Source organism: Proteus appendicitidis (assembly GCF_030271835.1).
Classification (GTDB): domain Bacteria; phylum Pseudomonadota; class Gammaproteobacteria; order Enterobacterales; family Enterobacteriaceae; genus Proteus; species Proteus appendicitidis.
The window spans coordinates 2,207,685-2,233,261 of the sequence record NZ_CP127389.1 but is presented as its reverse complement, the minus strand read 5'-3'; the positions used below and the strand labels follow the sequence as shown (position 1 = coordinate 2,233,261).

Sequence of the window (25,577 nt, the reverse complement as noted above, 5' to 3'; positions counted from 1 at the left end):
GACTTACATCGCGTGTTGCAGAGAGTTTAATGTTATGTCCAGTTCATTTTTATCGGAAATAATAATTTGAATTCGTAATTTATTCTCAGATTCTAAACTGGCATGCGCTTTAACATCTTCGTTATTCGCATGCTTTTTTGTTATCTCGACTAATTCATCCATCAAATTCAGCATATTCTCATTCATTTTTAAATTTCTCCAAATCATTGATGGACTAAACCATAGCAAATCCCTTTTGCGTTAATGTCGAGAATAACGGCTTTTTCTATCACCATTCACGCTTATTGTTTTATTTTTTATACAAAAAATAGCAAGAAAGATTGCCCAAAATAAATAAAAAAAAGGTAAGATTAGGCTAAACAAAAATAAGATTATCAGTTGGTTATTAAAGATAATTCTTATTAGTTTTAATAAAATAAAAAGTAAGGCAGATACCACTTTGAGAAAAATATTACACTATACCGCGGTTGTGTTGGGTTTGTTTTTTATTACGTTAAATGTGCAAGCTCAAGCACCGGAAAATTTTACAAAAGCGAAAGAGATAGCAAAAGAACGTATTTATTATGATCAAAATCAAAACTCACAAGGGACTCTTTATTGTGGCTGTGATTGGAAATGGGTAGGTAAATCGGGGGGACGTGTTGATTTAGCCAGTTGTGGTTATAAAGTTAGAACTCAACAAACAAGAGCGGAACGTATTGAGTGGGAGCATATTGTTCCTGCATGGGTTTTTGGTCATCAACGCCAATGTTGGCAAAATGGTGGCCGAGCTAATTGTGTGAAAAACGATCCTGTATTTGGCAAAATTGAAGCAGATTTACATAATTTAGCTCCATCTATTGGTGAAGTTAATGGTGATCGTAGCAATTTTAGTTTTGGTCAATTACCTGCACAAGCGCCTTACCAATATGGTCAATGCCGTAGCCGTGTTGACTTTGCTTCACGTACCTTTGAACCGCGTAATGAAGTTAAAGGACAAGTAGCAAGGGTTTATTTCTACTTACATGATCGTTATAACCTCTCGATGTCACGCCAGCAGCAACAGTTATTAATGGCTTGGGATAATGCTTATCCACCAACAGCATGGGAAAAAGAGCGTGATAGCCGTATTGCTCGTATTGTTGGATATCACAATCCCTTTGTGACAGGTGAAATGAAATGGCAATTAGGACATAAAAACAGTGGTGCGGGATTATCTGCAACAAATAGTACGCCAGTCACTAAAGCTAAAACTGAAACACCTAAGCAAGCCAATGCATCACAATCTGAATATATTAAAGGTAATGTGAATAGCAAGATCTACCATTTTGCGCATTGCTCAGGTTATAAAACAATGTCAGATAAAAATGCGGTTTTGTTTAAAACAGAGAGTGATGCCATTAAGGCGGGTTACCGTTTAGCTAATAACTGTAAACAGCCTTAATCGTAATTATTTAGATTACATCCAACGACGAACGTGGCGACAATATTGTTGCCACGCTTGTGGAAATAATTCACTTAAGATTTTCTCTTCACGTATTATCGTATAGCGATCAGTAATAAAATAAAACGCAATAGCCGCGCCCAAAAATCCCCAATTACCAAAAATAAAAAATAGCCCGATACTAATATCTAAGAAACCAAGATACATAGGATTGCGACTTATTTTATAAGGGCCATTTGTTACTAATTGTCGTGGTGTGTGATTGGGATTAGGCGATGTTTTTTGTTTAATAAAAAATGAGAGGCAATAAAAAAGCCAGATCCCAGAAGTGGTAATGGTGAGTAAACCGAGGTAAAAAAAGAAGCCCATTTTGAGAGAGCCAGAATGAAGTTCAAAGCCAATAAATGGAATTAGGTTAAGTAGTAACCAATAAATAAAAGGTAATCGCAAGAAATTCATTTACTCCCCCAAAAATAACACTTATTGTTATTTTTATGTTAAGTTCATCTCATTATAAATCATCTCAGTATTGAAAATATTTTTCTTTTGTCATTATACTGTCATAAAGCTTCGTTAATTTTCACTCTAACTCCATGATGGGGAATATGAATGATAGAAGCAATGGAAATATCTCGTTACTCACAGAAAACCGGCAACAACCGTTCATTGATGTTTAATGTTCAGGATTGTGACCGGTTTTTTTGTTTTCTGCGACTAAACAGAGTCTGAAGGGGACTCATCGGTAAGTGAATGGAATACAAACAGAGATGTCGATGACTTTTTGAAGACTAACAAGGGTAAATACCACTATGAGTAGACAAAAAGCAGCAACACGTTTACGCCGAGAAAATAAACGCACCTCACGTAAAGAACAACGTAATGGGGCGCATCGAGATAATGTTATGGTTTTACCGGGATTTGGGGATATCAATACTATTGGTATGGCGAGAGAAAAACGTGATGAACGTGTGTTATCTCCTCGCAATGAAGTACAACGCCAATATATGAATGCAATTAAACATCAAGATCTTATTTTTGCTACAGGAGAAGCGGGCTGTGGTAAAACCTTTCTCAGTACTGCAATGGCAGCCGATGCCTTAATTAACAAAGAAATAGAACGTATCATTGTTACTCGACCTGTGTTGCAGGCGGATGAAGATCTCGGTTTCTTACCTGGTGATATTGCTGAAAAGTTTGCACCCTATTTTCGTCCTGTCTACGACGTATTAGTTAAACGTTTAGGCGCTTCATTCTTACAATATTGTTTACGACCTGAAATCGGTAAAGTCGAAATTGCGCCTTTCGCTTATATGCGAGGTCGTACTTTCGAAAATGCATTTGTTATTTTAGACGAAGCGCAGAATGTTACTGTCAATCAAATGAAATTATTTCTCACCAGAATGGGGGAAAATGTCACCGTTGTGGTTAATGGAGATATTACACAGTGTGATTTACCTGCAAATGTACCGTCTGGATTAGCGGATGGTTTGATTCGATTTAAGGCTAATAATCGAGTGGGTGTGATTAAATTTATGCAAGAAGATTGTGTACGCTCTACATTATGTCAGCATGTATTAGCAGCTTATAACGATTAAATAGGATCTAAGATCGCTATGTAAAATAAACAGGCCACATATTAATGTGGCCTTTATCTTTATTGATTCTTATTTTTAAAATTAAGTTTTTTTGTGAGTTTATTTCTATTTTTTTATTTTTATTAGCTTTGGAATATTTAATTAAAATAAATAATTCCCAAATAAATCAGCTCATTTATAGACACTCCTTTTTTGATTGGTTATTAATAGATTAATTGTTATTGTTTTTTTATTTATGATTTTCTAATTATATGGTAATGCTAAATATTAATACATTTATATATTAACTAAATATAACCATAAATTTAATTTGACTTAAGTCACATATTTAAAAAAGCGGATAAATTCATTTGTTGGTTTTTTAAATTATGACTAATATCAAATTGACTAGGGTCTCCTTTCATCACCTTTAGTTAATGATGGCAATAATAGAAGCTTATTTTTGCTAATTAAATATTTGTCTATTCTTGGGGTTATATATGCTTAAAAATAAACTCCCACTGTCATTATTATCAGTGGCTATATTGTCGACGTCGGCATTTGCTGCAACCAACAGCGCTGGTGGAATAATCTCTTTCTCTGGTGCTATTAGTGATACCACCTGTACAATTAATGGAGGAAACAGTGCGGACTTTTCTATTTTATTAGATCCTATTACCGTAACAGATGCTGGAACAACGGCGAGTACTGTTATTGCCAAAAACCAAAAAGAGTTTGCTTTGACATTCTCTGATTGTGCTCCTGCATCTACGCCAAGTGGAAGTAATTTAAAGATACATTTCTCATCTGCAAATACGATTTCCACCAGTGGATTATATTTAGTCAATGATACCGCGAATGAAAATGATCCATTAGTGGCAAAGAATGTTGGCTTTAGTTTATCAACACCTGCGGCACCAACAGTTGCTATACCATTGAACGCAACTTTTGATACAGGTATTAAAGGCGATAAAACCGCCCCTGATTCAGATACTCTACGTTTAATTGCCAGTTACTATAAAACAAATGCGACAGCCGCTAAAACAGGGCCAGTACACTCTAACGTTATCTATACTGTTTCTTATTTATAATATAAAAAAACCAGACTCAATATTGGGTCTGGTTTTTTAGGATGTTTATAATGAAAAAGTTAATCGTTTTTTTAATGGCATTGATATTACCAACGAGTGTATTTGCTAATATTATTATTAATGGTACACGGGTTATTTATTATGAAGGAACAGATAGTGTTAATCTTCAATTAACCAACAATGGTGATTTAGCTTCACTCGTGCAAAGTTGGATTGATGATGGCGATATAAACTCTACGCCTGAAGATGCAAACTCTCCTTTTTATTTATATCCACCAATTGTAAAAATAGCAGGTAGACAAGGTCAGACATTAAGAATAAAAAATTCCAATGAAAAATCATCAGGAAATGTTGAACAAGTATACTATTTAAATATTCTCGATATCCCAGAAAATGCCGAAGCATTAAAAGGAAAAAGCTATTTACAATTAGCAATGAAAACAAGAATTAAAGTTTTCTATCGTCCAAAAGATTTAACTGATAAACCAGAACTTGTTAATGAGAAAATAACTTATCAATTAAATGGTGATAAAGTTTTAGTTAAAAATAACTCACAGTATCATTTCACGATAGCCTCTATTTCTACACAAGAGACACCCCGTATTACGCTTGTCGATTCTGAAATGATCCCACCGTTATCTTCTCGTGAGTTACCTTTAATTAATAAATTAAAAAGCAATTCCGCTGTTGTTATTTATGTTGATGATTTTGGTGTTTATAAATCACAGAATATTAAACTCTAATAGAGATAACATCGTGAATAATTCAAAATACCTCTCAGTTCTTATCTTTTTAGGAATGCAAAATTATACTCAAAATCTGTATGCAGAGGGATTTGATACATCTTTACTAGTAGGGAAATCAAAGAATGGCGATATTTCACGATTTTATATTGATGATAAAATACCAGAAGGAAAGCAACTTGTTGATGTCTATGTTAATCAGGCATGGAAAGGGCAATTTGAAGTCAATGTGTTAGGAAATAATGCAGGGATTAGTTTTGAATCGGATGATGTAAATAAGTTAGGTTTAAACTTGTCTTTGTCAGCAAAGCAAAAAATAACACAGCAAAAAACAATTTTATCTAATGAACTGGCGACGGGGGTTGCTTCAACATTAGATATTAATAGATTAAGACTAGATATCACAGCACCTCAGATTTCTGTCAAACAATCAGAAGTAGGATATGTTGATCCTAGCTATTGGGAACAAGGTATTTCTGCACTGATTTTATCTTATAATTTAAATTACTATAACTATAAAGAGAAAAAAGGAAATAAGAGTAATAACGAGAGTTTTTTTGCCAATATTAATTCAGGCATTAATTTAGGCACATGGCAATTTCGAGATGAATCAAACTATTCCTATTACTCTCATGGTAAAAGTCAATGGAAAAACAATACCCGTTATATTTATAAAGCATTAAGTCAAATAACTGCGGGATTAACGATAGGTGATTTTTATACGCCAGCCGCACTTTTTACTAGTATTTCATTTAGAGGCGCTTCATTGGCGACTGAAATGGGAATGCTACCTAATTCAAGTCAAGGATTTGCGCCTATTATTCGTGGCGTTGCACAAACAAACGCATTAGTTAGTGTTTATCAAAATGAAAACTTAGTTTTTCAAGAAAATGTGCCCCCTGGTGAATTTTCTTTTCGTGATATTCAGCCAACAGCTGGTGGTGGTGATCTGTTAGTGGTGGTTCAAGAAGCGGATGGCAGAAGAGAGTCATTTACTGTGCCATTTTCAGCCGTTCCCGATATGCTAAAAGAAGGTGTATATCGCTATAACGTGATGGTAGGGGAGTCACGTATTAATAATACCGATTATCGACCTAAATTTGCCCAAGGTGAATTCCATTATGGTGTTAATAACCTTGTTACGCTTTATGCAGGGGGAATTGCCAGCGAAGACTATTATTCGGCATTGATTGGTAGTGGTTGGAATTTCAAATTTGGGGCGATTTCCGCAGATATCACTCATGCAAGTGCAGATCTGCAAACAGGCAAAAAAACAGGGCAAAGTTTTCGTCTTGCATATAGTAAATATATGGATGCCACACTAACTAATTTAACACTGGCGGCTTACCGTTACTCTACCCGTGATTATTATAGCTTTGTGGATTCGATTTACTCTCATGATAATTACCAAGCTTGGAAAGATTATCAAAATGATCTTGCTAAACAGCAGGGAAATAATAATGCCGCTTCGGATTTAGATCTCACAACCTTTGATGCACTACGCGGTTCTAGAGCAAAAAATACGTTTACCATAAATCTTAATCAATATTTAGGTGGGCAGCGTGGTGTTATTTTCCTTTCAGGAACGCATCGAAATTATTGGAATACTGATGAGACTAATCGAGAGTATCAACTAGGTTATTCAAATAACTATAAAGATATTGCTTATAATCTTTCGGTATCGAAATTAAGAAATTACGATAATAAAGAAGAAACTCGTTATTATTTAAACGTCAGTGTGCCCATTTCATTTTTTGATAAAAGAGCAAATATTAATACTTCGGTTTATGTCACTGATTCACACTATCAGCAATCTACATTAAGTATGAGTGGAACAGCAGGTAAAGATGACTTGGTTAATTATACCTTAACAGGCTCTAACCAAACGGGTGGAAATAATTTAGTCGGTGCTAATGTGAGCTATCGCCATCCTTATAGCACTTTATCTGCCTCTTATACTGAAGCAAATAATTATCGCCAAGGTGGGTTGGGAACCCGAGGGACTATCGTTGCTATTCCTAGCCATATTGCGTTTTCTGGGGATACTGGGAAAACTTATACCATTATTGAAGCGCCTATGGCGAATAATATGATGGTCAATGGGAATAAAGCGACATTAACCAATAATCAAGGTGTTGTTTTAGTCGCGAATACGATCCCTTATCGAACGAATACCTATACATTAACAAATACAGAATATCCATCGAATGCAGAAGTTTTAGGAAATATAACGCATGTTACGCCTTATTTAGGTGCTGTTAATCATCTCACATTAACCACGGATCAGCGAAAAACGTTCATTATCAGAGCTTCTTTAGAAAATGATGAAAGCTTACCTTTTGGTACTGAAGTTTTAAATAATAAGAAACAGAGTATCGGTTATGTTGGGCAATCGAGTGTACTTTATTTAAAAAGTGATGCGTTACCTTCTTCTGTCTCGATTAAATTAAATGAAGCAGGAAAAACAGAGTGTGTGATTAATCATTTAGTTAATTCGATGGATAAAAATAGTAATATCTGTCGATAAAGGAAAGTCTTATGAAATCATCTGCCTTTATATTTTTAATGCTATTAGGAACAATAAGCCAGCAGGCAATTGCTAACTGTAAACCCACTAGCACTATTACTGCACCCAACATTAATTTTGATTTATCTGCAGATTTAAATAGTCTTTCAACAACGACCACAAAACCGAGTAGAACAACATTTCCGGGCACATTTACATGCACAGCAAGAGGAATATTATTTCCTAATACAGTGGGTATCGCTTCACCTTTTAATGATGGACGGACAGGGACAATTGGTTTTAATGGTGGTAAGCAGTTTGTCTCTATTACGTTAACGTCATTAGAAAAAGATAATGTAACGAATATTCAAGCGGGAACACATCCTGCTTCAGATTTAGATACTAACTTTACATTGAAATTTACGTTATTAAGTAGCAAACCCTCAAGTAATTACACAGAAGTTAGTGGCAGTACAGCAATTGTTTCACCAGTTATTTTAGCCTCTGATGCATCCAGTTTGGGGCTTGTTCAATGGTTATTGAATATTGTCACTAAATTAATTCAATTTTTATTAACGTGGCAGTGGCCGGTTGATCAAAACGATATTTTCTTACAGCCAATGCAAATTACATATAATCCTGTGATGACAACATGTAATTTTTCTAATGCAGGTTTAATTGTTTCATTGCCGTTAATTAGCGTCAAAGATGCAAAAACGGTAGATAAAGCAGGATATACCCCTTTTACATTAAACTTTACTTGCCAAGACTTTTTGAGCGGTTCAAAAGCATCACGTAACATTAATATGTTTTTATCAAGCCAGAATTTATTGGCAACGGACAAAACTATATTAACCAACACAACAGCACAAGGTGCAGGTGGTGTCGGATTCCGTGTAGTAAAAAGTGATAACACGGCAAGCCCGCTTATTTTATCTGACAATATTAATACACAAGGTAGTGCGACTAGTATTTTTAGTGTTAATCAAGGTGGCAGCATATCCTCTGCATTTTCGATAAATATGGGTGCTTATTATTACCCTTATAATATTAATTCAGTCACTCAAGGAAAAATGACAAGTACAGCAACACTTGTGATGTCTTACGATTAATAAGCCATAAAAAATGGAAGCGAAAATGAAAGGTGTTTTAATTCTATTATTCATGTTAATAACACATTTTACTTATGCAAGTGTGGTACTTGAGCGCACTCGTTTAATATTTCCTACCGACAACTCAATAATATTGTTACAAGTTTTTAATCAAAGTGAGCAGTCAACATTAATACAAAGTTGGGTGGATGAAGGAAATGTTGCTTCCACACCAGAAACAACAACGGCACCCTTTATTGTTATTCCACCTATGGCGAAAATGACTGCAAATGGTGGGTTACAATTAAAAATACAACAATTAGAAAATAGGTTACCTAAAGATAGAGAATCTGTTTTTTATTTAAATGTATTAGATATAGCACCTAAACCAGAAAATAAAGAAAACTTCAGTACGTTGCAATTAGCATTGCAAACACGAATCAAGCTTTTTTATCGTCCAGCGCAACTTAAGTTAACGACAGAGGACGTTTTTAAACAAATAGAAATAACTCATCATGGAGAATATTTAGCAATAAATAACCCTACAGCTTATTACTTTACAATTTCAAAGATGTATTTTGATGATAAAGAAGCACTATTAACAAATGCTATTATGGTGGCTCCTTTTGCAAAACAGCACATTCAATATCAAAAGCAAACTGATATGAACCAAGTAATTACGGTTATCTATATCGATGATGATGGAAATTATCAGCAAGATAAGAAGAATATACATTAATTATATTTGTACAATAAAAAAGGCCGCATACTATTAATGAAATTAATATGCAGCCTGTACAGCCAACGCTTAGTTTTTAATTTATTGCTTAGCTTACGTCTTCGTTATCCATAACATGGTGACGTTCAGCGTGATAGCCTTCTTCGTCATAACCAAAACGCCAATAAGGAATGGCATAAATCAAGCTACGATCGTAACCATTATCACGGCGTATATGACGTCTTAATGCACGAATAATTTTGTCTTCACCTGCAATCCAAAATGCGACATCTTCAGCAGGTAATTCCCACGACATAAATTCATTAATTAAGTTTTGAGTTTGTTCTTCAACAGAACCAATTAACCAGATTATCTCTAAGCCACTAGGACGTTTAATTTCTTGACGATGCGTTTCGTCTTCTACTCGTATAACGACTTTCCCTTGAACATTAGGCTGCATGGTTTCAATTAAAGCCATTAAAGCAGGTAATGAACTTGGATCTGCTGCCATATAGTAATGTGATGCGGGTGCTAATAAAGGATCAGGGCCACCGGGATTAGTGATCCCAATATAGTCGCCTTGTTTAGCATTTAGCGCAAAATGAATAGCAGGGCCTTCATCGTCATGTACTGCAAATTCAATATCTAACTCTTTTTGTTCAGGGCGAATAGCACGAACACTATAAGTACGTACAATCGATCTTGGTTCGCCTTCAGGCCATTTAGGACCTTTTTCAGAAAAGCCCGGCACTGTTGGTTTAACTTGGCCTTCTAAAGGTAAGAATATTTTTAAATGCGCCCCGGCAGTATCTGCTGGATAAGTATCTAAATCATCACTCGTAAAGGTGATACAACGCATTCCCGGTGTAACATCAGTAATACGCTTTACTTGAACTAGGCGAGGAGGCGCTGGTTTATAAATATTTTTTTCTTGAGGTGTTTTTTGGTTACTCACGTTTTTTTACCTGACTCATTTAATTGTTTTATCGACGTAGATATTATCATTTTCAATTAATAATGATAGTCATTATCAACATTAACGTTGGTTTAGTAAAGGAATGCGTATTTTTTACTTATATAATGTGATTAAGTTCAAATTAACAATAAAGAAAAAACTTAAAAATCAATGCAATAAGCTTAATGTAATAACTTAGGATCATTAATCAAAAAAGTCAGAAGTAAATAAAATACTAAATTACAATACTTCATGAGATGAAGAGGTGTTATTTTTTAAAGGAAGGCGTGTTTTTAGATGATTGTAAAAAAGGTAGGAAAATCAATTAATACAGTGAGTAAACTTAATAGTAGGTATACTCACTGTATTGTTATATTAATTCAGCACGAGATTAAGCTTTAGGATCTGGGCCAAATCTGTTGTCACCTCTAGTACCTTCAAGGCACATAAAGACAAAAACAATTAATCCACCAACAGCAGGAATAAATGCAAGTAAGAACATCCAACCTGATTTATCTTGATCGTGGAAACGACGAATAGTCACTGCAAGACTAGGTATGATAATTGCTAAAGAATAAATACCTATAATAATACCTGCAATTGAACCTAGTGAACTCATTTCACCTGTATTCATATCTACTGATGAAATTAAAATAGCGTATAAAACAGCAATAATAATGGTATTTACTAGAGTAAACATCCAATATTCTTTTCTACGAGCACGGCCTGAAAAGTTAGCGTAATTATTTTTAATGACTTCCAAATACCAATTCATGACTTCATCCTTAATTTAGTAGCAACAATACGTAAGCCTAGTGTAAGAGATCTTTCTTAGCAATTAAGATAAATCTAAATTATCAAAACATGTATTTTGAACAGACATCAGCCATATCCACACTTTTAATAGCGTGTGTCTTTATAGAATAATACAGATATGGATCTTCTAGGCGGCGATATCATAATTACTTTGGAAGCCTAATTCAACATTCATTCTATCTTATGTCTAGAGAAGATAGCTTTTTATAGGATTACTTATATTTTTATTTATCGCAATACATGCATAAAAAAGATTTTATCTCTTATGGTTAATCAAAAATGATGTATTTAAAATGATTTTATCAAGTAGTTTGGTTTAAATTTAGTTAATCATGGAAAAGTAAAAATATTTGCTTTTGTATTTTCTTTTTATAACAAAATATTTAGATCAACTTAGCTGTTAAAAGAGCATTCTAATAAGTATAGGTTAAGTTTTAATGCGATTAAACGGTAATCCACTGTCTTAAATAAAGATAAAAGGGCTGAAGATAACGCCAGCCCTTTCTTTACTTTTATTTTATAGCTTACCGTATTCGGCGCTAGTTAATTATATTGCTGTATGTACTTTGCCTTTACTTGACTTTCATTCCGGCTAACGTCATTAAAAAACGGAAGAGGGAAGACACGGCGAATAAGGCTAAAACACTACAAAACCAAATAGTAATCAACCATCCCCATTTTTTTAATAATGAGGGCTTACTTTGTATTTGTGGATCAGTGATAACCTTCTTCATAATTTGTTTTTCCTCTAAAGACGTAATAACTCCAGAATGTGTAAACGAGAATAATTGGAATAATAAACAGTGCGCCAACTAGCATAAATCCTTGGCTTTCTGGTGGTGCAGAGGCTTCTACAAAACTAATTGCCGGTGGAATAATGTTAGGCCAAATGCTAATTCCTAATCCTGCAAAACCTAAGAAAATTAACGCCAGCGCACCAAAGAAAGGAAGGTAATGCCCTTGTTTTTTCACTGAGCGTAAAATTAACCAAGTGCTGTACAACACCAAAAGAGGAACAGGTAAAAAGAAGAACAGGTTTGGTAATGTGAACCAACGTTCAGCAATTGCAGGTTGTGCTAATGGTGTCCATGCACTGACGACTGCAATAACGGCAAGCATAATGAGTGTAAGAGGTTTAGCGACCTTATATAGACTCTGTTGTAAATGACCTTCGGTTTTCATAATCAGCCAGCCACATCCTAATAATGAATAGGCGATAACTAATCCAAATCCACAAAAGAGTGCGAAAGGAGATAACCAGTCAAAATAGCCACCCGCAAAGGCACGATTAACAACTGGCAAGCCTTGTACAACGCTACCTACGACAACACCTTGCATAAAGGTGGCTAAGATAGAGCCAAAGATAAATGCTTTATCCCAAAAACCTTTGTGACTGGCATCGGCTTTAAAACGAAATTCAAAAGCAACGCCACGGAAAATTAATGCGACAAGCATTAATGTTAACGGCATTGCCAAAGCATCAAGAATAACCGAGTAAGCTAATGGGAAGGCACCAAATAATGCGGCGCCACCTAGGACTAACCATGTTTCGTTACCATCCCATACAGGGGCAACAGTATTCATCATTAAGTCACGATCTTGGTCACTTTTAATAAATGGATAAAGCATACCGATACCAAGATCGAAACCATCCATGACAATATACATTAGCGTACTAAATACGATAATGACGAACCAAATAACTGGTAAATCAATTCCCATGATGAACCTCCGGTGTACCTTTACGGATCAGTTTTAACATATAGGCATATCCAACACCGAATACAGAGCCATAAACAACTAAGAAGATCAGCAGGCTTATACTCATATGCATTTCACCATGTGCAGAGACGGCATCTCGTGTTCGCTGTATGCCATAAACAACCCAAGGTTGACGTCCTACTTCTGTTGTAAACCAACCGGCAAGAATAGCGATAAGACCTGAAGGTGCCATTAAAAAAGTTAAGCGTAAGAAAGCTTTAGATTCATAAAGTTTCTTTTTATATCGCAGCCAAGTTCCCCATACACCCACTAAAATCATTAACATACCCAGACCAACCATAACGCGGAAAGACCAGAAAACGATAAGTGAGTTCGGGCGGTCTTCTTTAGGAAACTCTTTTAATGCTGGAATTTGTTTTTCTAAGCTGTGAGTTAAGATCATGCTGCCAAGATAAGGAATTTCTATCTTATATTTCGTTTCTTCAGCATCCATATCAGGCACACCAAAGAGAATTAACGGTGTTGCTTCTCCTGGTTCATTTTCCCAGTGACCTTCAATTGCGGCAATTTTAGCGGGTTGATGTTTTAAGGTATTTAAACCATGGACATCGCCAATGAGTGCTTGAATTGGTGCTAAAATTAAAATCATCCATAAAGACATTGAAAGCATCTTTTTCATTGCAGATGTTTTATGACCTTTGAGCAGATGCCATGAAGCAGATGCAGCAATAAAGAAGGCAGAAGCAAGGAAAGCGGCAACACCCATATGAGCAAGGCGATAAGGGAATGATGGGTTAAAAATAACGGCTATCCAATCTACGGGAACGACTTGGTTATTTATAATTTCAAATCCTTGCGGTGTTTGCATCCAGCTATTTGAAGCCAAGATCCAAAACGTAGACATTAATGTACCTAATGCCACCATACAGGTTGCGAAAAAGTGAAGTTTTTCACCTACTTTATTCCAGCCAAACAGCATCACACCTAAGAAACCCGCTTCTAAAAAGAAAGCGGTAAGTACTTCATAAGTGAGTAGCGGACCTGTAATAGAGCCAGCAAAATCAGAGAAAAAGCTCCAGTTGGTTCCAAATTGATATGCCATGACCAAACCAGAGACAACGCCCATAGCAAAGTTAACAGCGAATATTTTTGACCAAAAATGGAATAACGCTAAATAATCCTTATTGCGGGTTTTTAACCATAAACCTTCCAATACTGCTAAAAAGCTAGCCAGTCCGATAGTAATTGCGGGGAAGATAATATGAAAAGAAACTGTGAACGCAAACTGGATACGCGCCAAGTCAAAGGCACTTAACCCAAGCATAAAAAACCTCGTTTTATTGATATAAACATGTAAATTGCAGGTAAATCGTGTGGATTAGTAGACCATATGACAGTAAGCTATAATAGTGACAATAAGTTTAAAAATGACTATAACAGTTTTGAGGTAAACAGTTTTATATGACTCGATATGAACAGCTTGCAGCGCAAATACGCCAACAAATTGAAGATAATATCTGGCAATCTGGCGACCGTTTACCTTCATTGCGGGATACGGTGAAACAATCAGGTTTAAGTTTGATGACTGTTTTACAATCGTATCAGTTATTAGAAAGCCAAGGATGGATAACAGCGCGACCACAATCAGGTTATTACGTTGCACATCGCAATAACCGTTTCGGTCAGGTGACAGCCAGCAAAGGGCTACACATGAGTGAAAATGTTGAAATAAGCACCTCGATTTTCAACGTACTTCAAGCGTGTAAAGATCCTGAAATTATTCCTTTTGGTTCCGCTTTCCCCGATCCCAGTTTATTTATTCAGCCTAAATTAAGTAGCGCGTTGGCTTCTGCTGCCAGACATTTAGCGCCCCAAAGTTCAGTGATTAATCTACCTCCGGGAAATGAAAAGTTACGCCGTAACATTGCACAACGCTATGCATTACAAGGAATTCATGTCTCTCCAGATGAAATTGTGATTACGGCTGGTGCAATGGAATCACTCAGTTTTAGTTTGCAAGCTGTTACTGAACCGGGTGACTGGGTCGTGATTGAATCACCTGCATTTTATGGTGCATTACAAGCAATTGAGCGTTTACGATTAAAAGCGATTGCCATTAGAACAGATCCAGTAACAGGAATTTGTTTAGATGAACTCGAAAAAGTGGTTGAACAATACGATATTAAAGCTTGTTGGTTGATGAGCCATTGTCAAAATCCATTAGGTGGAACAATGCCTGATGAAAATAAAGTAAGACTGGTGGATATATTAGCGAAGAAGCAGATAACGTTAATTGAAGATGATGTCTATGGCGAACTCTATAACAGCCAGAAAGCACCTATGCCAGTAAAAGGTTTTGATAAAACAAATAGCGTTTTACATTGCGCTTCTTTTTCTAAATGTCTTGCACCGGGATTTCGTGTGGGTTGGGTGGCAGCCGGAAAACACGCAACAAAAATACAGCAGTTACAAATGATGAGTACAGTATCTGCAAGTATGCCAACACAACAAGCTATTGCCGATTATTTGTCACAAGGTGGCTATGATACGCATCTTCGTCGATTAAGATTATTATTAGAACAAAGGCGTTATCGTATGTTACAAGCGATACAAACGCATTTACCTGAAGATGTAAAAGTGAATATTCCATCAGGAGGGTATTTTCTCTGGTTAGAGTTTGAATCAACATTTGATGCGAATAAACTCTATCATTTTGCATTAGAAAGAAGTGTCAGTATTGCACCGGGTTCAATGTTTTCCACCAGCTCTCAATTTAATCATGCATTTCGTTTAAACGCTTCTTTTCAATGGAATAGTCGTACTGAAAAAGGAATGGAAATTATTGGAGAAGGGTGCAGAAAATTACGACGTAAATAGCTGACGCCAGCGCACATTTTTAAAAGTTAGCTATTGATTTATTGACGGTAATCTCCAATGATTGATCCTTAACCTCATTATCAGACTGATAGCCAGATATTGAAGGAGGATACAATGAAGCTACGTTGTTTTGATCAACAAGAGTTACCGTTTATATCATGGAATAATCAAAAAGGCACAACGCAAGAAATTGTGTGTTGGCCGGTTAATAATGATTTTTCATGGCGAGCGTGTTTAACCTCTATCGAAGAGAATAGCTCATTAGGACAGTTTCCTGACATTGAACGGCAAATGGTGCTATTAGAAGGTAATGGCATCAATTTAAATAGCCCCGGTTTTCTTAATCATTCCGTTACCGACTCTTATCAGCCTTTTGATTTTTCAGGTGATATTCATGTTAAATCTGAACTAATTAAAGGTAGCGTAAAGTGCCTAAATATTATGGTGCGTCGTACATGTTGGAAAGCAGAGACGACCTTAGTAACACAACCGCTTATTTTACCTAGTTCTCATGCAGGATTAATTTATGTCACTCAAGGTGAATGGACTTTAATTGGTGCGACTTGCCAGCGTTTATCAAAAGGACAGGGGGCTTGGTGGTTACCTGATATTCGAGAAGGTGAAATAAGACCGTTAACCGCGAATTGTCAATTATTATGGGCAGATATTCGACCACTTAAATAGAGGGCATTCTTGTGGTCAAATTCTGATTAGAATAATAAATAGTGCTTAGGATTAAGGCTAATTTAAAGCCAGATTAATTGCCGCTAATGTGAGTAATCCACCCGCAATGCCATCGTTATAGCGGCGACGTTTTTCACTTAAACCGCCTTTTAAGCCAATATAGGCAAAAAATGTGCCGAGCAAACCATAAATAATTAAGCAAGTCGTGATAAATATCCCAGATAACAGCAATGATTGTGTTGCGATATCATTATGATTATCAATAAAGTTTGGTAAAATAGCGAGATAAACTAATAGCCCTTTAGGATTAAGAAAACTGGTTAAAAAACCTTTACGAAATAAGTGTGAGGTTTTTGAGGCATCGAGGGCTAATTGACCTTTTTTGCAGGCAGATATCAACATTTTGACTGCAAGATAACTGATATAGAACACGCCAACCCATTTAAGTAAATAAAATAAAATGGGTGATGCGGATACTAAGGCAGCAAGCCCTAGCGCGCTTAGTAATGCATGGGTTAAATAGCCTGATATAACGCCAGCGTTAGCAATCCATGCAGATTTCATACCGCCTGATAGCCCTTGGGATGAGATAAAAAGAATATCTGGTCCTGGTGTGCAGATAAGTGGTAGAACCGTTAATGCGAATAATAATAAAGTGTTAAATTCCATCTTTTCACCTGATAGAGATAGTTTAAGAGAAATATCGTTTTTACTGTGAAATTTAGCGGAAAGATTATATGATGTTTTCGAAAAAATCGGGTTGTTTTGTTGCTAACAAAAATAATTAATTGGCAATAAAATTCCACAAATAGAATTAAGGTTAATCTTTGATGTCAATAAAATTAGATAAGATAGATAAACATATTTTGCAGGTGCTTCAACGTGATGGCAAAATCCAAAACATTGAGCTGGCAAAAGAGGTTGGACTCTCACCTTCTCCTTGTCTTCGTCGCGTGCGTTTACTCGAAGAATCTGGTGTGATCACTCGTTATGTTGCTGTATTAGATGGCAGTAAGGTTGATGCAGGGTTATCTTTATTTGCAAGAATTTGGTTTAGAGCGCAAGATGCTGAAACTATTGAAGAATTTGTAAAGGCTATCAAGGTGTTACCTGAAGTGGTTGAGTGTCATTTAATGGCAGGCGAATGCGATGCGTTAATTCGAATTGTGACGAAAGATTTAGCAACGTATCGTCGCTTTCATGCTGATTATTTAACGCAAATTCCAAGCATCCAAAGTATAAAAACAGAAGTACCCATGGAAACGGTAAAAGTGAGTTTTGCTTTACCCCTTTAATATGATAACAACTCTCTTATTTGAGATAACTTAATACATATTACATAGCCCAGTTAGATTAAAAATATAATAAGAATTAAAGCAAAAAAGCTGAGACAAATAAGATTGTACTCAGCTTTTTTATTGTTATTTATATTTGCAATAGCGTGTTATTACTATTTTTTGGGTGATGTGATAAATGGTTTTGTTACAATTTCAGTAGCTTTAACAATAATATCTTTCCGGTATTTTGCATCTTGCTCTTGTTGTGTAAAGTAAACCACTAAAATTAATGGTGCATGGTTTTTAGGCCAAATAACGGCAATATCGTTAGTTGTACCATAATCACCACTGCCGGTTTTATCCCCAATACCCCAGTGTTTTGGTAAACCCGCTTTAATACTGTGATCACCCGTTGTATTGCCTTTTAACCAAGTAACAAGTTGTTGACGTTGAGATTGACCTAGTGCGTCACCCAATGTTAATGCTTGAAGGCTTTTCGCCATGGCAATTGGAGAGGTGGTATCACGAGGATCACCATGAATTGCTGTATTTAATTCAGGCTCTTTACGATCTAGACGATAAGTTACATCATTAATTGAACGTGCAAATTGAGTGACTTTCGAAGGTCCGCCTAAATAATCTAAGATTTTATTCATTGCTGTATTGTCGCTATATTGCAACGTAGCCGCGCTTAATTGCGCCAAAGACATTCCCGTTACTAAATGTTTTTCTGTAATAGGGCTGTAAGCAACTAAGTCGGATTTTTTAATCGTAATATTCTTATCTAATAATCCCGCTTGTCTTTCACTCTCTTTTAAAACAGCCGCAACAGCCATAACCTTACTTGTACTTGCCATCGCAAAGCGTTCTTCACCACGGTATGTTATTTGTGAATTATCTTCCGTGTTGATTAAAGCAACACCTAAACGACCTTGACTATATTTTTCAAGCGTACTTAATTGCTGTTCAATTGTATTATTGGTGTTAGCCCATAACATTGGAGATGCCAATAGATATATTAATGAAACTGCAATCGCGGTTGTTTGGCGAAATGTGGTTTTAAACATAGTCATTGTTGCTCATATTAAGTTAATAAAGAAAAGATCAATATAAATAGACAGTTATTGAGTAGAGATAGCGCTGTTTATTTATGAGCTGCAATATCCTATTTAATTGATTTATTGACAATCGATAATAAATCACCTTAGCCTATAGAAAATCTAATGGCTAAGAATATTATGCGAACCCATCTTCCCCTAAATGCATTGCGTGCATTTGAAGCTTCAGCAAGACACCTTAATTTTACCAAAGCAGCATTAGAGCTGTATGTCACTCAAGGTGCTGTTAGCCAACAAGTAAGAATGTTAGAAGAGCGACTTGGCGTGAGCCTTTTTAAGCGTTTGCCGCGTGGCTTAGAAATGACGGATGATGCCCAGATTTTATTTGCTGTATTAACAACGGCTTTTAGTGATATTGAGCGTGTATTTAAGCAATTTGAACGGGGTGAATATCGCGATGTTGTTTCAATTGCGGCTGTAGGTACATTTGCTGTGGGATGGTTATTACCTAGGTTGGCTGAATTTAGGCAACAATATCCAAGAATAGAAGTAAATTTAAGAACCAATAATAATGTGGTTAATTTGGCTACTGAAGGATTAGATTTTGCTATTCGGTTTGGTGAAGGTTTATGGCCATTGACACATAATAAAGCGTTATTTTCTGCGCCATTAACGGTGTTATGTTCATCAAATACTGCAAAACGTTTACAACATCCAACTGATTTAATAAATGAAAATTTATATCGTTCTTATCGAGAAGATGAGTGGTTACAATGGTTTGAAAAAGCAGAGATGCCGCCGATAAAAATCACGGGATCTATTTTTGACTCTTCGCGTTTAATGATTGAAAGCGCAATTTATGAAGGGGGCGTTGCATTAGCACCTGCAAAAATGTTTTCAAGAGAAATTAAAAATGGCCAGTTGGTACAACCCTTTAAAATAGAAGTCGAATTGGGAAAATATTGGCTAACATATTTAAAATCAAAGCCAATGACAGCCTCAATGGAAATATTCCAACAATGGCTAATGAATGAAGCATTAAAAGAAAACTGTGAATAATATCAAAATAAAAAAGCACTGATTAATTTCAGTGCTATTTGTTATTTTTACTTGCAGTCTGTTTTTTCAATTACAAAGAAAAGTGCTCTTTTACTATTTCTCTGCCTATTTCAATAGATGCGGTTGCAGCAGGTGATGGAGCATTACAAACATGCAGCGAGCGTTTGCCTTTTACAAAATGGAAATCATCGACTAGTTTTCCTTCACGAGTTAATGCTTGAGCACGAACACCAGCAGGCCCCGGATGAATATCTGCTTCACGTAAATCAGGAATGAGTTTTTGTGCATTTGCAGTAAATAATTTACGTGAATATGAGCGGCGAAGCTCTGCCATTCCTTCATCTAAATAATTTCCAGCGATTTTCCAAAATCCTTTATAAGTCAGGACTTCAGCAAGATCTTTTAAGTTAATATCGCTTTTTTTATAGCCTTCACGCTTAAATGCTAATACTGCATTAGGCCCAACATCACGATGCCCGTTATACATACGCGTAAAGTGTACACCTAAGAAGGGAAAATCAGGATTAGGAACAGGGTAGATAAGATGGTTTACTAAGTAGTTTTTATTAGTATTAAGCATAAAATATTCACCACGGAATGGGACTATTTTCATTCCGGTGTCATAACCTGCCATTTTAGCAATACGATCACTAAATAAGCCGGCGCAATTAATTAACCATTTGCCTGTAAATTGATTATTGGATGTGGTGACAGTAACAGTATCATCGGTTTCATTAATTGCTGTAACCGCTTGTCCAAACGCAAACTCACCGCCTCGAGATTGAATTATTTCAACGTGTTTTGCCGCAATTTCAGGGTAATTCACAATACCTGCATCAGGAACTAATAGAGCCGCAATACCATTGACATAAGGCTCTCTGACTTTAAGCTCTGCCTCAGTCATTTTGATAACTTCAAGCCCATTTTCAATGCCACGCTGATAGATATTTTCTAAAGCTTTCAACTCTTTTTCATTGGTAGCGACAATAACTTTGCCACAACGGTCATAATAGAGATTATGTTGTTGGCAAAATGCATATGTCGTCATGTTGCCTTGTTTTGCCAACCTTGCTTTAAGGCTTCCTGGTGTGTAGTAAATACCTGAATGAACAACATTACTGTTATGTCCACTTTGGTGAACCGCAGGGCCTGATTCTTTATCAATCACAAGCAATTTCAATTCAGGCTGACTCTCTTGTAGCGCACTTGCAACCCCTAATCCGACTAATCCCGCACCAATAATAATCACGTCATAAGTCATAATATTATCCATTTTATAAATTTTAAATTAACAGGGTTCTTGTTGTAATCGCTTTAATTTGCCACGCACATTGGTTAAATGAAGACGCATTCTATTGCTTGTTTCATCGTGATCTTGTTGGCGTATTGATTCAACAATTGCCTCATGTTCTGCAATCACTCGCTCAATTTCAGTATCTCGCCCTTTGTTTTTACTTAACGAATACATTAATACGCCAAGATAGAGTTCGTGTAAGTTATCTAAGATCCGGACAAAAAAAGGATTATGAGAGGCAACCATAATAGAACGATGAAATTGATAGTCCTCTTTATGACCAATGCTTTTGTTTTGTCTTGTTGCTAAAACAAAGGCATCGTGGGCAATTTCGATAGCGCGTAATTCTTCTGGTGTTCGACGTAAAGCGGCAATAGCTGCCGCTTCATGTTCAATGACCTCACGCATTTCAAGCAGTGAATCTATCTCTTCAGGGCAAGCAATTTCCATAACTAAGGGTTCATATTTACTGAGTATAGAATGGTCAATTACACGGCGACCGCCTCCTTGGCGAGAGGTTACTATGCCACTGGCTTCCAAGACGCCTAATGCTTCTCTGATGGGGACTCGACTGACGCCAAAGGCGTCAGCAAGTACATTTTCAGAGGGTAACTTTTCACCAATAGGATAAGTTCCGTTGCTAATATTTTGCTTTATCTGCTCAAGAATTTGATGCGACGCTTTTTGGCGTGAGATCTTTTGTATCATCTAATTTTCTCCAGATGCATGCCCCATATTAACTAACTGTTTTTTAGACCGTAATAAATGGAATGCACCGGTTAATAGGATCAGGGCGACACCTAAAAGGTCAGTATATAAGCCCGGTTTAATCATTAGAATTGCCGCTGCTGCAAATGCAATGCGCTCAAACCACGTTGTTTTAATCATCCAGAAGTTTGCCGTTGCGATACTGAGTGCATAAATTCCGATTAATGCACTAATAATCATTAATCCAATAGAAAGTACACCTAAATTATCACCTTGCATCAGTAAAGCAGGGTTATAGACTAAAATAAACGGAATAATAAAACCGGGAAGTGCTAAACGAACCGCATCCCATGATGTTTGCATTGGATCAGCTCTTGCAATACTGGCTGCGGTGTAACTGGCTAATGCGACTGGTGGTGTAATATTGGATAAAGCACCAAACCAGAAAACAAAGAAGTGAGCCGCTAAAGGCATAACACCCGCTTTAATTAAGATAGGTGACACTGTAACGGCTACAACAATATATAACGCCGTTGAAGGTAAACCCATGCTTAATACAATGCACACTAACATAACGACTAATAAGATCATCCATAATGTGTTATCTGTCATTGAGACGATATTAAATGCCAATGTTGCACCGATACCCGTCATTGTAACAACACAGATAATGACACCGATTGCAGCACAAGCGACAGTCACTTGAACAGAGCCTCTAGCCGCTTCAGCTAAAGCGTCAGCAACTTTAGTTAATGTCATACGGACTGATTTATCAGGCGTTATCCAACTTGCCACAATAATGGTCAAAATGCCTAAAAAGCCAGCATAAATAGGTGTTTTACCCACGAGTAAGGTACCAATAACAATCACTAAAGGCAGTAATAATAAACCACGCGCTTTTAATACCGCTTTAACTTGTGGAATATTCTCTTTACTTAAACCTTTTAATCCTTGTTTTTTGGCTTCGATATCAATCGCCATAATTAAAGCTGCGTAATATAACAACGCTGGAATAATCGCCGCAATAACGATAGTGGTATAAGAAATACCTAAAAAGCCAGCCATAATAAATGCAGCGGCGCCCATAATAGGTGGCATTATCATACCGCCTGTTGATGCTGTTGCTTCTACGGCACCAGCAAAACGAGGCGTTAATCCAATGCTTTTCATCAAAGGAATGGTAAAAGTCCCTGTTGTTGCTACGTTGGCAACAGCACTTCCACTTAATGAACCTGTTAATGCAGATGAAATAACAGCAACTTGAGCAGGACCACCACGGCGACGACCGGCAAGAGCCAGTGCTAAGTCATTAAACAGCGCTGTTGCACCACTCACACTTAAGAACGAGCCAAAAAGAATAAAGACAACAATCGCTGTCGAGGCTGTTGAAAGGGTGATCCCAAAAATACCTTCACTGGTCATAAATAAACGGTATAACAATCTTTCTACAGAGAATCCTGCATGACCGAAAATACCCATAAAATATTGACCAAATAAAGCATAGATAATGGCAAACGTTGCAAGCCCTGGAATGAAATACCCAGTGGTTCTTCTTGCAGCTTCAAACAGTACAATAATTCCTAATATAGCCATAACATAATCAGTCGTATTTGGAATGCTTTTTCTCACAACGTGAAGATCAACATAATTAAAGAAAAAATACCCATAACTGATTAATGTTAAAGCAATAAAAAGATAATCCCATCCATTAAATTTAGGCGTTGAAAAACGCTTAGAGAATGGAAACAAAATAAAGCCTAAAATTAAAATACCACTAAGAAAAATAGTATTACGGTAAAACTCTTGAGTATTTGATAATGCGTTAGAATAAATAGCGTAAAGCGAAATTAATATTGCAAGAGTCGTGGTAATTTTCAGGTAAATACCTGCAAGTTGGCGATTGCCGGAGCTTGCTTCTTTATCTAATGCAGGCGGCTCTACCGGAGTTAGGTGGTCATTGTTAGTCATAACTCACTCCTGTTATTTATTATTAGTCTGCGTTTGAGCTTCTGGTGGAATAAGATAATCAGGGATCTCTAATCCGATTTCTTTGTAGTAGCGGTAAGCCCCTAAATGCAATGGTACAGAAACACCTTTTAATGCGTTTTCTGTGGTGATGTACTTGGCTGCGCTATGAACTTGGTGAACCTCAGGAAGGTTCTCAAACATGGTTTTTGTCAACTCATAAACCAGATCATCATCAATACTGGTTGTGGTCATTAAGATATTAGGTTGAGCAATCGTATTGACCATTTCAGTTTGACGGGGGTAGGTGTTGGCGGGAATTTCAAAGCGAAACCATGAATTCGCCACATGGTTGATATCATCGAGTTGCTTATCTGTCACTTCGAGTAGTTTTGCACTGACACCACTGGCATACATATCGGTGACGGCTGAGGCGGGAACTCCCGCAGGTAATGCGCCACCATCAAGGCGACCATCCCGCATGGCAGAAACGGTATCACCGTATCCAAGATATTCGGGTGTGATATCTTTTTTAGTTAAATTCACGCCTTGAAGAATAATAATCGTGGATTGTTCAGTACCGCTAGCTTGAGGACCGACAGAAAAGCTAGTCGCGCGAATATCCTCTAATGTGCCAGTTTTTACTTTGTTATCCATTAAAACAAAGTGTTCAACATTAGGCCATAACATAGAAATTGAACGCAGATCTTTTTCTGGTTTGCCTTCAAAATTACGAACGCCTTCATAAGCTTCTACGGCTAAAAGGCTTTGCAAAATTGAAAGTTGGGCTTCATTTTTCTGCATTAGATAGATATTTTCTATCGATCCTGCTGAAGATTGTCCTGTTACTTGAACGCCTCTGTCCTTAAGATGCGTACTCCATACGTTTGCTAAACCCACTCCCATCGGATAATACGTTCCTCCTGTTGAAGCGGTTGCTACAGAGAGAAATTGTTTATTAGCATTCTCTTTTTTGCCGATTACTGCTAATGAGACAACAGCAATAACAGCAACAATACCGATGGCAAGCTTTGTTTTTCTTATTCTCATGATGTTGTTCCTGTACATAAAAATGCAGGTGAATGTTTCACAGCAACTTGTATACAACATGACAACTTTTATAGAAAACAGGTGAGTTAAGAAATTGTGAAGTGAAGTGATTAAATTAAAACAATATGATAACAATTTGTGATCAGTATAGTAATTATGCAATTTTTAATCATAATTATGGTGATAGTCATAAAAGACAAAAGAAAATATCAATAACTTGCTAGAGAAACGATAAAATGAGCTAAAAAATAGCCTATTTGTCGATAATAAAAAAATAAAATGAAAAAAATAGAAGGAGTAGCGGATCGTTAAATAACCGAATAAAAAAAGGGAAAAATAGACCATTTTAGTGTTAAGAGAATAAATAAGGTTTATTGGTAATTTCAGATCTTATAAAGCAATAGAAAGGACGCCTGTCGCAATCAGCACAAATATCGCTGACCAAATTAATGCAGAAATAGCACTAGTAATGTAAATACCGTAGAGAGGTAGTTTTAATAAACCAGCACTAAAGGGCGTTAAATAACGAAACACAGCAAGGAATCGAGAAATAAATAAAATATAGTACGTTTTATTTTTTAATAATTGTTGAACTCGATTTATTTTTGATTGATAACGCATAACCCATGCTTTAAGTCGAGGAAATCGATAAATTGAACGCCCTAATTCATAGCTTAAAATTGAACCTAATAAGGCACCAAGGCTGGTTGCTAACCAAAGAAAGATAGGTGAATAAAGAGGTAAGCAGGCACCAAAAATAAAGATCAACATCAAAGATGCTGGTGGCAAAAATGAAGAAATACCAATAGTCGATTTTCCTGCCGTGATTAATGTAATGGAAAGAAACAGTGTAATAGGAGATAAATGACCCAATGAGTCTAATAGAGTGTGAATAATTTCCATTTTAGTATCTCCAGCAACAAAATAAATGATAATAATAGAAATAAGCTTTAAGATTATCAGGAG

Annotated in this window: 25 protein-coding genes; 11 read left to right on the top strand and 14 right to left on the bottom strand. The window is 36.4% G+C overall.

Annotated elements, in window-relative coordinates; translation table 11 throughout:
• Positions 1–3: 3 nt before the first annotated feature.
• A complete protein-coding gene (locus QQS39_RS10440; RefSeq protein ID WP_036912881.1) occupies positions 4–186 on the bottom strand; it encodes a hypothetical protein in 183 nt (60 codons plus the stop codon).
• Between the two features lie 253 nt (positions 187–439).
• On the opposite strand from QQS39_RS10440, the gene QQS39_RS10435 reads away from it, so the two are divergent.
• Complete coding sequence (locus QQS39_RS10435; protein WP_285804473.1) at positions 440–1,423, top strand: endonuclease; 984 nt, start codon at positions 440–442, stop codon at positions 1,421–1,423.
• 15 nt (positions 1,424–1,438) lie between these two features.
• On the opposite strand, the gene QQS39_RS10430 is transcribed toward QQS39_RS10435, so the two are convergent.
• Entirely contained in the window at positions 1,439–1,882 is a 444-nt protein-coding gene (locus QQS39_RS10430) for a methyltransferase family protein (RefSeq protein ID WP_285804472.1), read from the bottom strand.
• Positions 1,883–2,232: 350 nt separating this feature from the next.
• On the opposite strand from QQS39_RS10430, the gene phoH reads away from it, so the two are divergent.
• The 6 genes from phoH (at position 2,233) to QQS39_RS10400 (ending at position 9,167) form a co-directional block, all read left to right on the top strand.
• Positions 2,233–3,018: a phosphate starvation-inducible protein PhoH gene (gene phoH, locus QQS39_RS10425; RefSeq protein WP_151435310.1), complete on the top strand. Its 786-nt coding sequence runs from the start codon at positions 2,233–2,235 to the stop codon at positions 3,016–3,018.
• Positions 3,019–3,497: 479 nt separating this feature from the next.
• Positions 3,498–4,088, top strand: coding sequence for a fimbrial protein (locus QQS39_RS10420; protein ID WP_100160253.1), 591 nt, complete (start codon positions 3,498–3,500; stop codon positions 4,086–4,088).
• A gap of 50 nt (positions 4,089–4,138) precedes the next feature.
• Positions 4,139–4,831 (top strand): fimbrial biogenesis chaperone, encoded by a 693-nt coding sequence (locus QQS39_RS10415; RefSeq protein WP_285804471.1) that lies wholly within the window; start codon positions 4,139–4,141, stop codon positions 4,829–4,831.
• 13 nt (positions 4,832–4,844) lie between these two features.
• Positions 4,845–7,358 carry a fimbria/pilus outer membrane usher protein gene (locus QQS39_RS10410; RefSeq protein WP_349497254.1) on the top strand — a complete coding sequence of 838 codons (2,514 nt, stop codon included), beginning with the start codon at positions 4,845–4,847 and terminating at the stop codon, positions 7,356–7,358.
• 11 nt (positions 7,359–7,369) lie between these two features.
• Positions 7,370–8,449 carry a fimbrial protein gene (locus QQS39_RS10405; RefSeq protein ID WP_151435307.1) on the top strand — a complete coding sequence of 360 codons (1,080 nt, stop codon included), beginning with the start codon at positions 7,370–7,372 and terminating at the stop codon, positions 8,447–8,449.
• A gap of 25 nt (positions 8,450–8,474) precedes the next feature.
• Complete coding sequence (locus QQS39_RS10400) at positions 8,475–9,167, top strand: fimbrial biogenesis chaperone (RefSeq protein ID WP_265576309.1); 693 nt, start codon at positions 8,475–8,477, stop codon at positions 9,165–9,167.
• A gap of 88 nt (positions 9,168–9,255) precedes the next feature.
• On the opposite strand, the gene QQS39_RS10395 is transcribed toward QQS39_RS10400, so the two are convergent.
• The 5 genes from QQS39_RS10395 to QQS39_RS10375 all read right to left on the bottom strand — a co-directional run bounded on the left by QQS39_RS10395 (position 9,256) and on the right by QQS39_RS10375 (position 13,963).
• Positions 9,256–10,101 (bottom strand): siderophore-interacting protein, encoded by an 846-nt coding sequence (locus tag QQS39_RS10395; protein ID WP_151435305.1) that lies wholly within the window; start codon positions 10,099–10,101, stop codon positions 9,256–9,258.
• 391 nt (positions 10,102–10,492) lie between these two features.
• A complete protein-coding gene (locus QQS39_RS10390) occupies positions 10,493–10,876 on the bottom strand; it encodes a DUF805 domain-containing protein (RefSeq protein ID WP_151435304.1) in 384 nt (127 codons plus the stop codon).
• Positions 10,877–11,489: 613 nt separating this feature from the next.
• Positions 11,490–11,651, bottom strand: coding sequence for a DUF2474 domain-containing protein (locus QQS39_RS10385; RefSeq protein ID WP_109372179.1), 162 nt, complete (start codon positions 11,649–11,651; stop codon positions 11,490–11,492).
• Complete coding sequence (gene cydB / locus QQS39_RS10380) at positions 11,632–12,639, bottom strand: cytochrome d ubiquinol oxidase subunit II (RefSeq protein WP_285804470.1); 1,008 nt, start codon at positions 12,637–12,639, stop codon at positions 11,632–11,634. Before cydB ends, QQS39_RS10385 begins: the two co-directional genes overlap by 20 nt.
• Positions 12,629–13,963, bottom strand: a complete 1,335-nt coding sequence (locus tag QQS39_RS10375; protein WP_196736270.1) for a cytochrome ubiquinol oxidase subunit I — start codon at positions 13,961–13,963, stop codon at positions 12,629–12,631. Before QQS39_RS10375 ends, cydB begins: the two co-directional genes overlap by 11 nt.
• A 137-nt stretch (positions 13,964–14,100) precedes the next feature.
• Between QQS39_RS10375 and QQS39_RS10370 the strand changes: the two genes are divergently transcribed.
• Positions 14,101–15,516: an aminotransferase-like domain-containing protein gene (locus tag QQS39_RS10370; protein ID WP_151435301.1), complete on the top strand. Its 1,416-nt coding sequence runs from the start codon at positions 14,101–14,103 to the stop codon at positions 15,514–15,516.
• A gap of 114 nt (positions 15,517–15,630) precedes the next feature.
• On the top strand, positions 15,631–16,200 hold the full coding sequence (locus QQS39_RS10365; protein ID WP_285804469.1) for a HutD/Ves family protein: 570 nt from the start codon (positions 15,631–15,633) through the stop codon (positions 16,198–16,200).
• Between the two features lie 57 nt (positions 16,201–16,257).
• Here the strand turns inward: QQS39_RS10365 and QQS39_RS10360 are convergent, their stop codons facing one another.
• Positions 16,258–16,869 carry a LysE family translocator gene (locus QQS39_RS10360; RefSeq protein WP_151435299.1) on the bottom strand — a complete coding sequence of 204 codons (612 nt, stop codon included), beginning with the start codon at positions 16,867–16,869 and terminating at the stop codon, positions 16,258–16,260.
• Positions 16,870–17,030: 161 nt separating this feature from the next.
• On the opposite strand from QQS39_RS10360, the gene QQS39_RS10355 reads away from it, so the two are divergent.
• Positions 17,031–17,495, top strand: coding sequence for an Lrp/AsnC family transcriptional regulator (locus tag QQS39_RS10355; protein WP_023582027.1), 465 nt, complete (start codon positions 17,031–17,033; stop codon positions 17,493–17,495).
• A gap of 155 nt (positions 17,496–17,650) precedes the next feature.
• Here the strand turns inward: QQS39_RS10355 and bla are convergent, their stop codons facing one another.
• Complete coding sequence (gene bla / locus QQS39_RS10350; protein WP_285805892.1) at positions 17,651–18,544, bottom strand: class A beta-lactamase; 894 nt, start codon at positions 18,542–18,544, stop codon at positions 17,651–17,653.
• A gap of 171 nt (positions 18,545–18,715) precedes the next feature.
• Here bla and QQS39_RS10345 point away from each other — a divergent pair, with 171 nt between their 5' ends.
• Positions 18,716–19,594 carry a LysR substrate-binding domain-containing protein gene (locus tag QQS39_RS10345; RefSeq protein WP_151436750.1) on the top strand — a complete coding sequence of 293 codons (879 nt, stop codon included), beginning with the start codon at positions 18,716–18,718 and terminating at the stop codon, positions 19,592–19,594.
• A gap of 70 nt (positions 19,595–19,664) precedes the next feature.
• Here QQS39_RS10345 and lhgO read toward each other — a convergent pair whose 3' ends face one another.
• The 5 genes from lhgO to QQS39_RS10320 form a co-directional block, all read right to left on the bottom strand.
• Complete coding sequence (lhgO, locus tag QQS39_RS10340) at positions 19,665–20,867, bottom strand: L-2-hydroxyglutarate oxidase (RefSeq protein ID WP_285804468.1); 1,203 nt, start codon at positions 20,865–20,867, stop codon at positions 19,665–19,667.
• Positions 20,868–20,882: 15 nt separating this feature from the next.
• On the bottom strand, positions 20,883–21,596 hold the full coding sequence (locus QQS39_RS10335) for a FadR/GntR family transcriptional regulator (protein WP_196736266.1): 714 nt from the start codon (positions 21,594–21,596) through the stop codon (positions 20,883–20,885).
• A complete protein-coding gene (locus tag QQS39_RS10330; RefSeq protein WP_196736265.1) occupies positions 21,597–23,564 on the bottom strand; it encodes a TRAP transporter permease in 1,968 nt (655 codons plus the stop codon).
• Positions 23,565–23,576: 12 nt separating this feature from the next.
• Positions 23,577–24,611, bottom strand: coding sequence for a TAXI family TRAP transporter solute-binding subunit (locus QQS39_RS10325; protein ID WP_151435295.1), 1,035 nt, complete (start codon positions 24,609–24,611; stop codon positions 23,577–23,579).
• A gap of 390 nt (positions 24,612–25,001) precedes the next feature.
• On the bottom strand, positions 25,002–25,514 hold the full coding sequence (locus QQS39_RS10320) for a DedA family protein (RefSeq protein WP_285804467.1): 513 nt from the start codon (positions 25,512–25,514) through the stop codon (positions 25,002–25,004).
• Between the last annotated feature and the right edge of the window lie 63 nt (positions 25,515–25,577).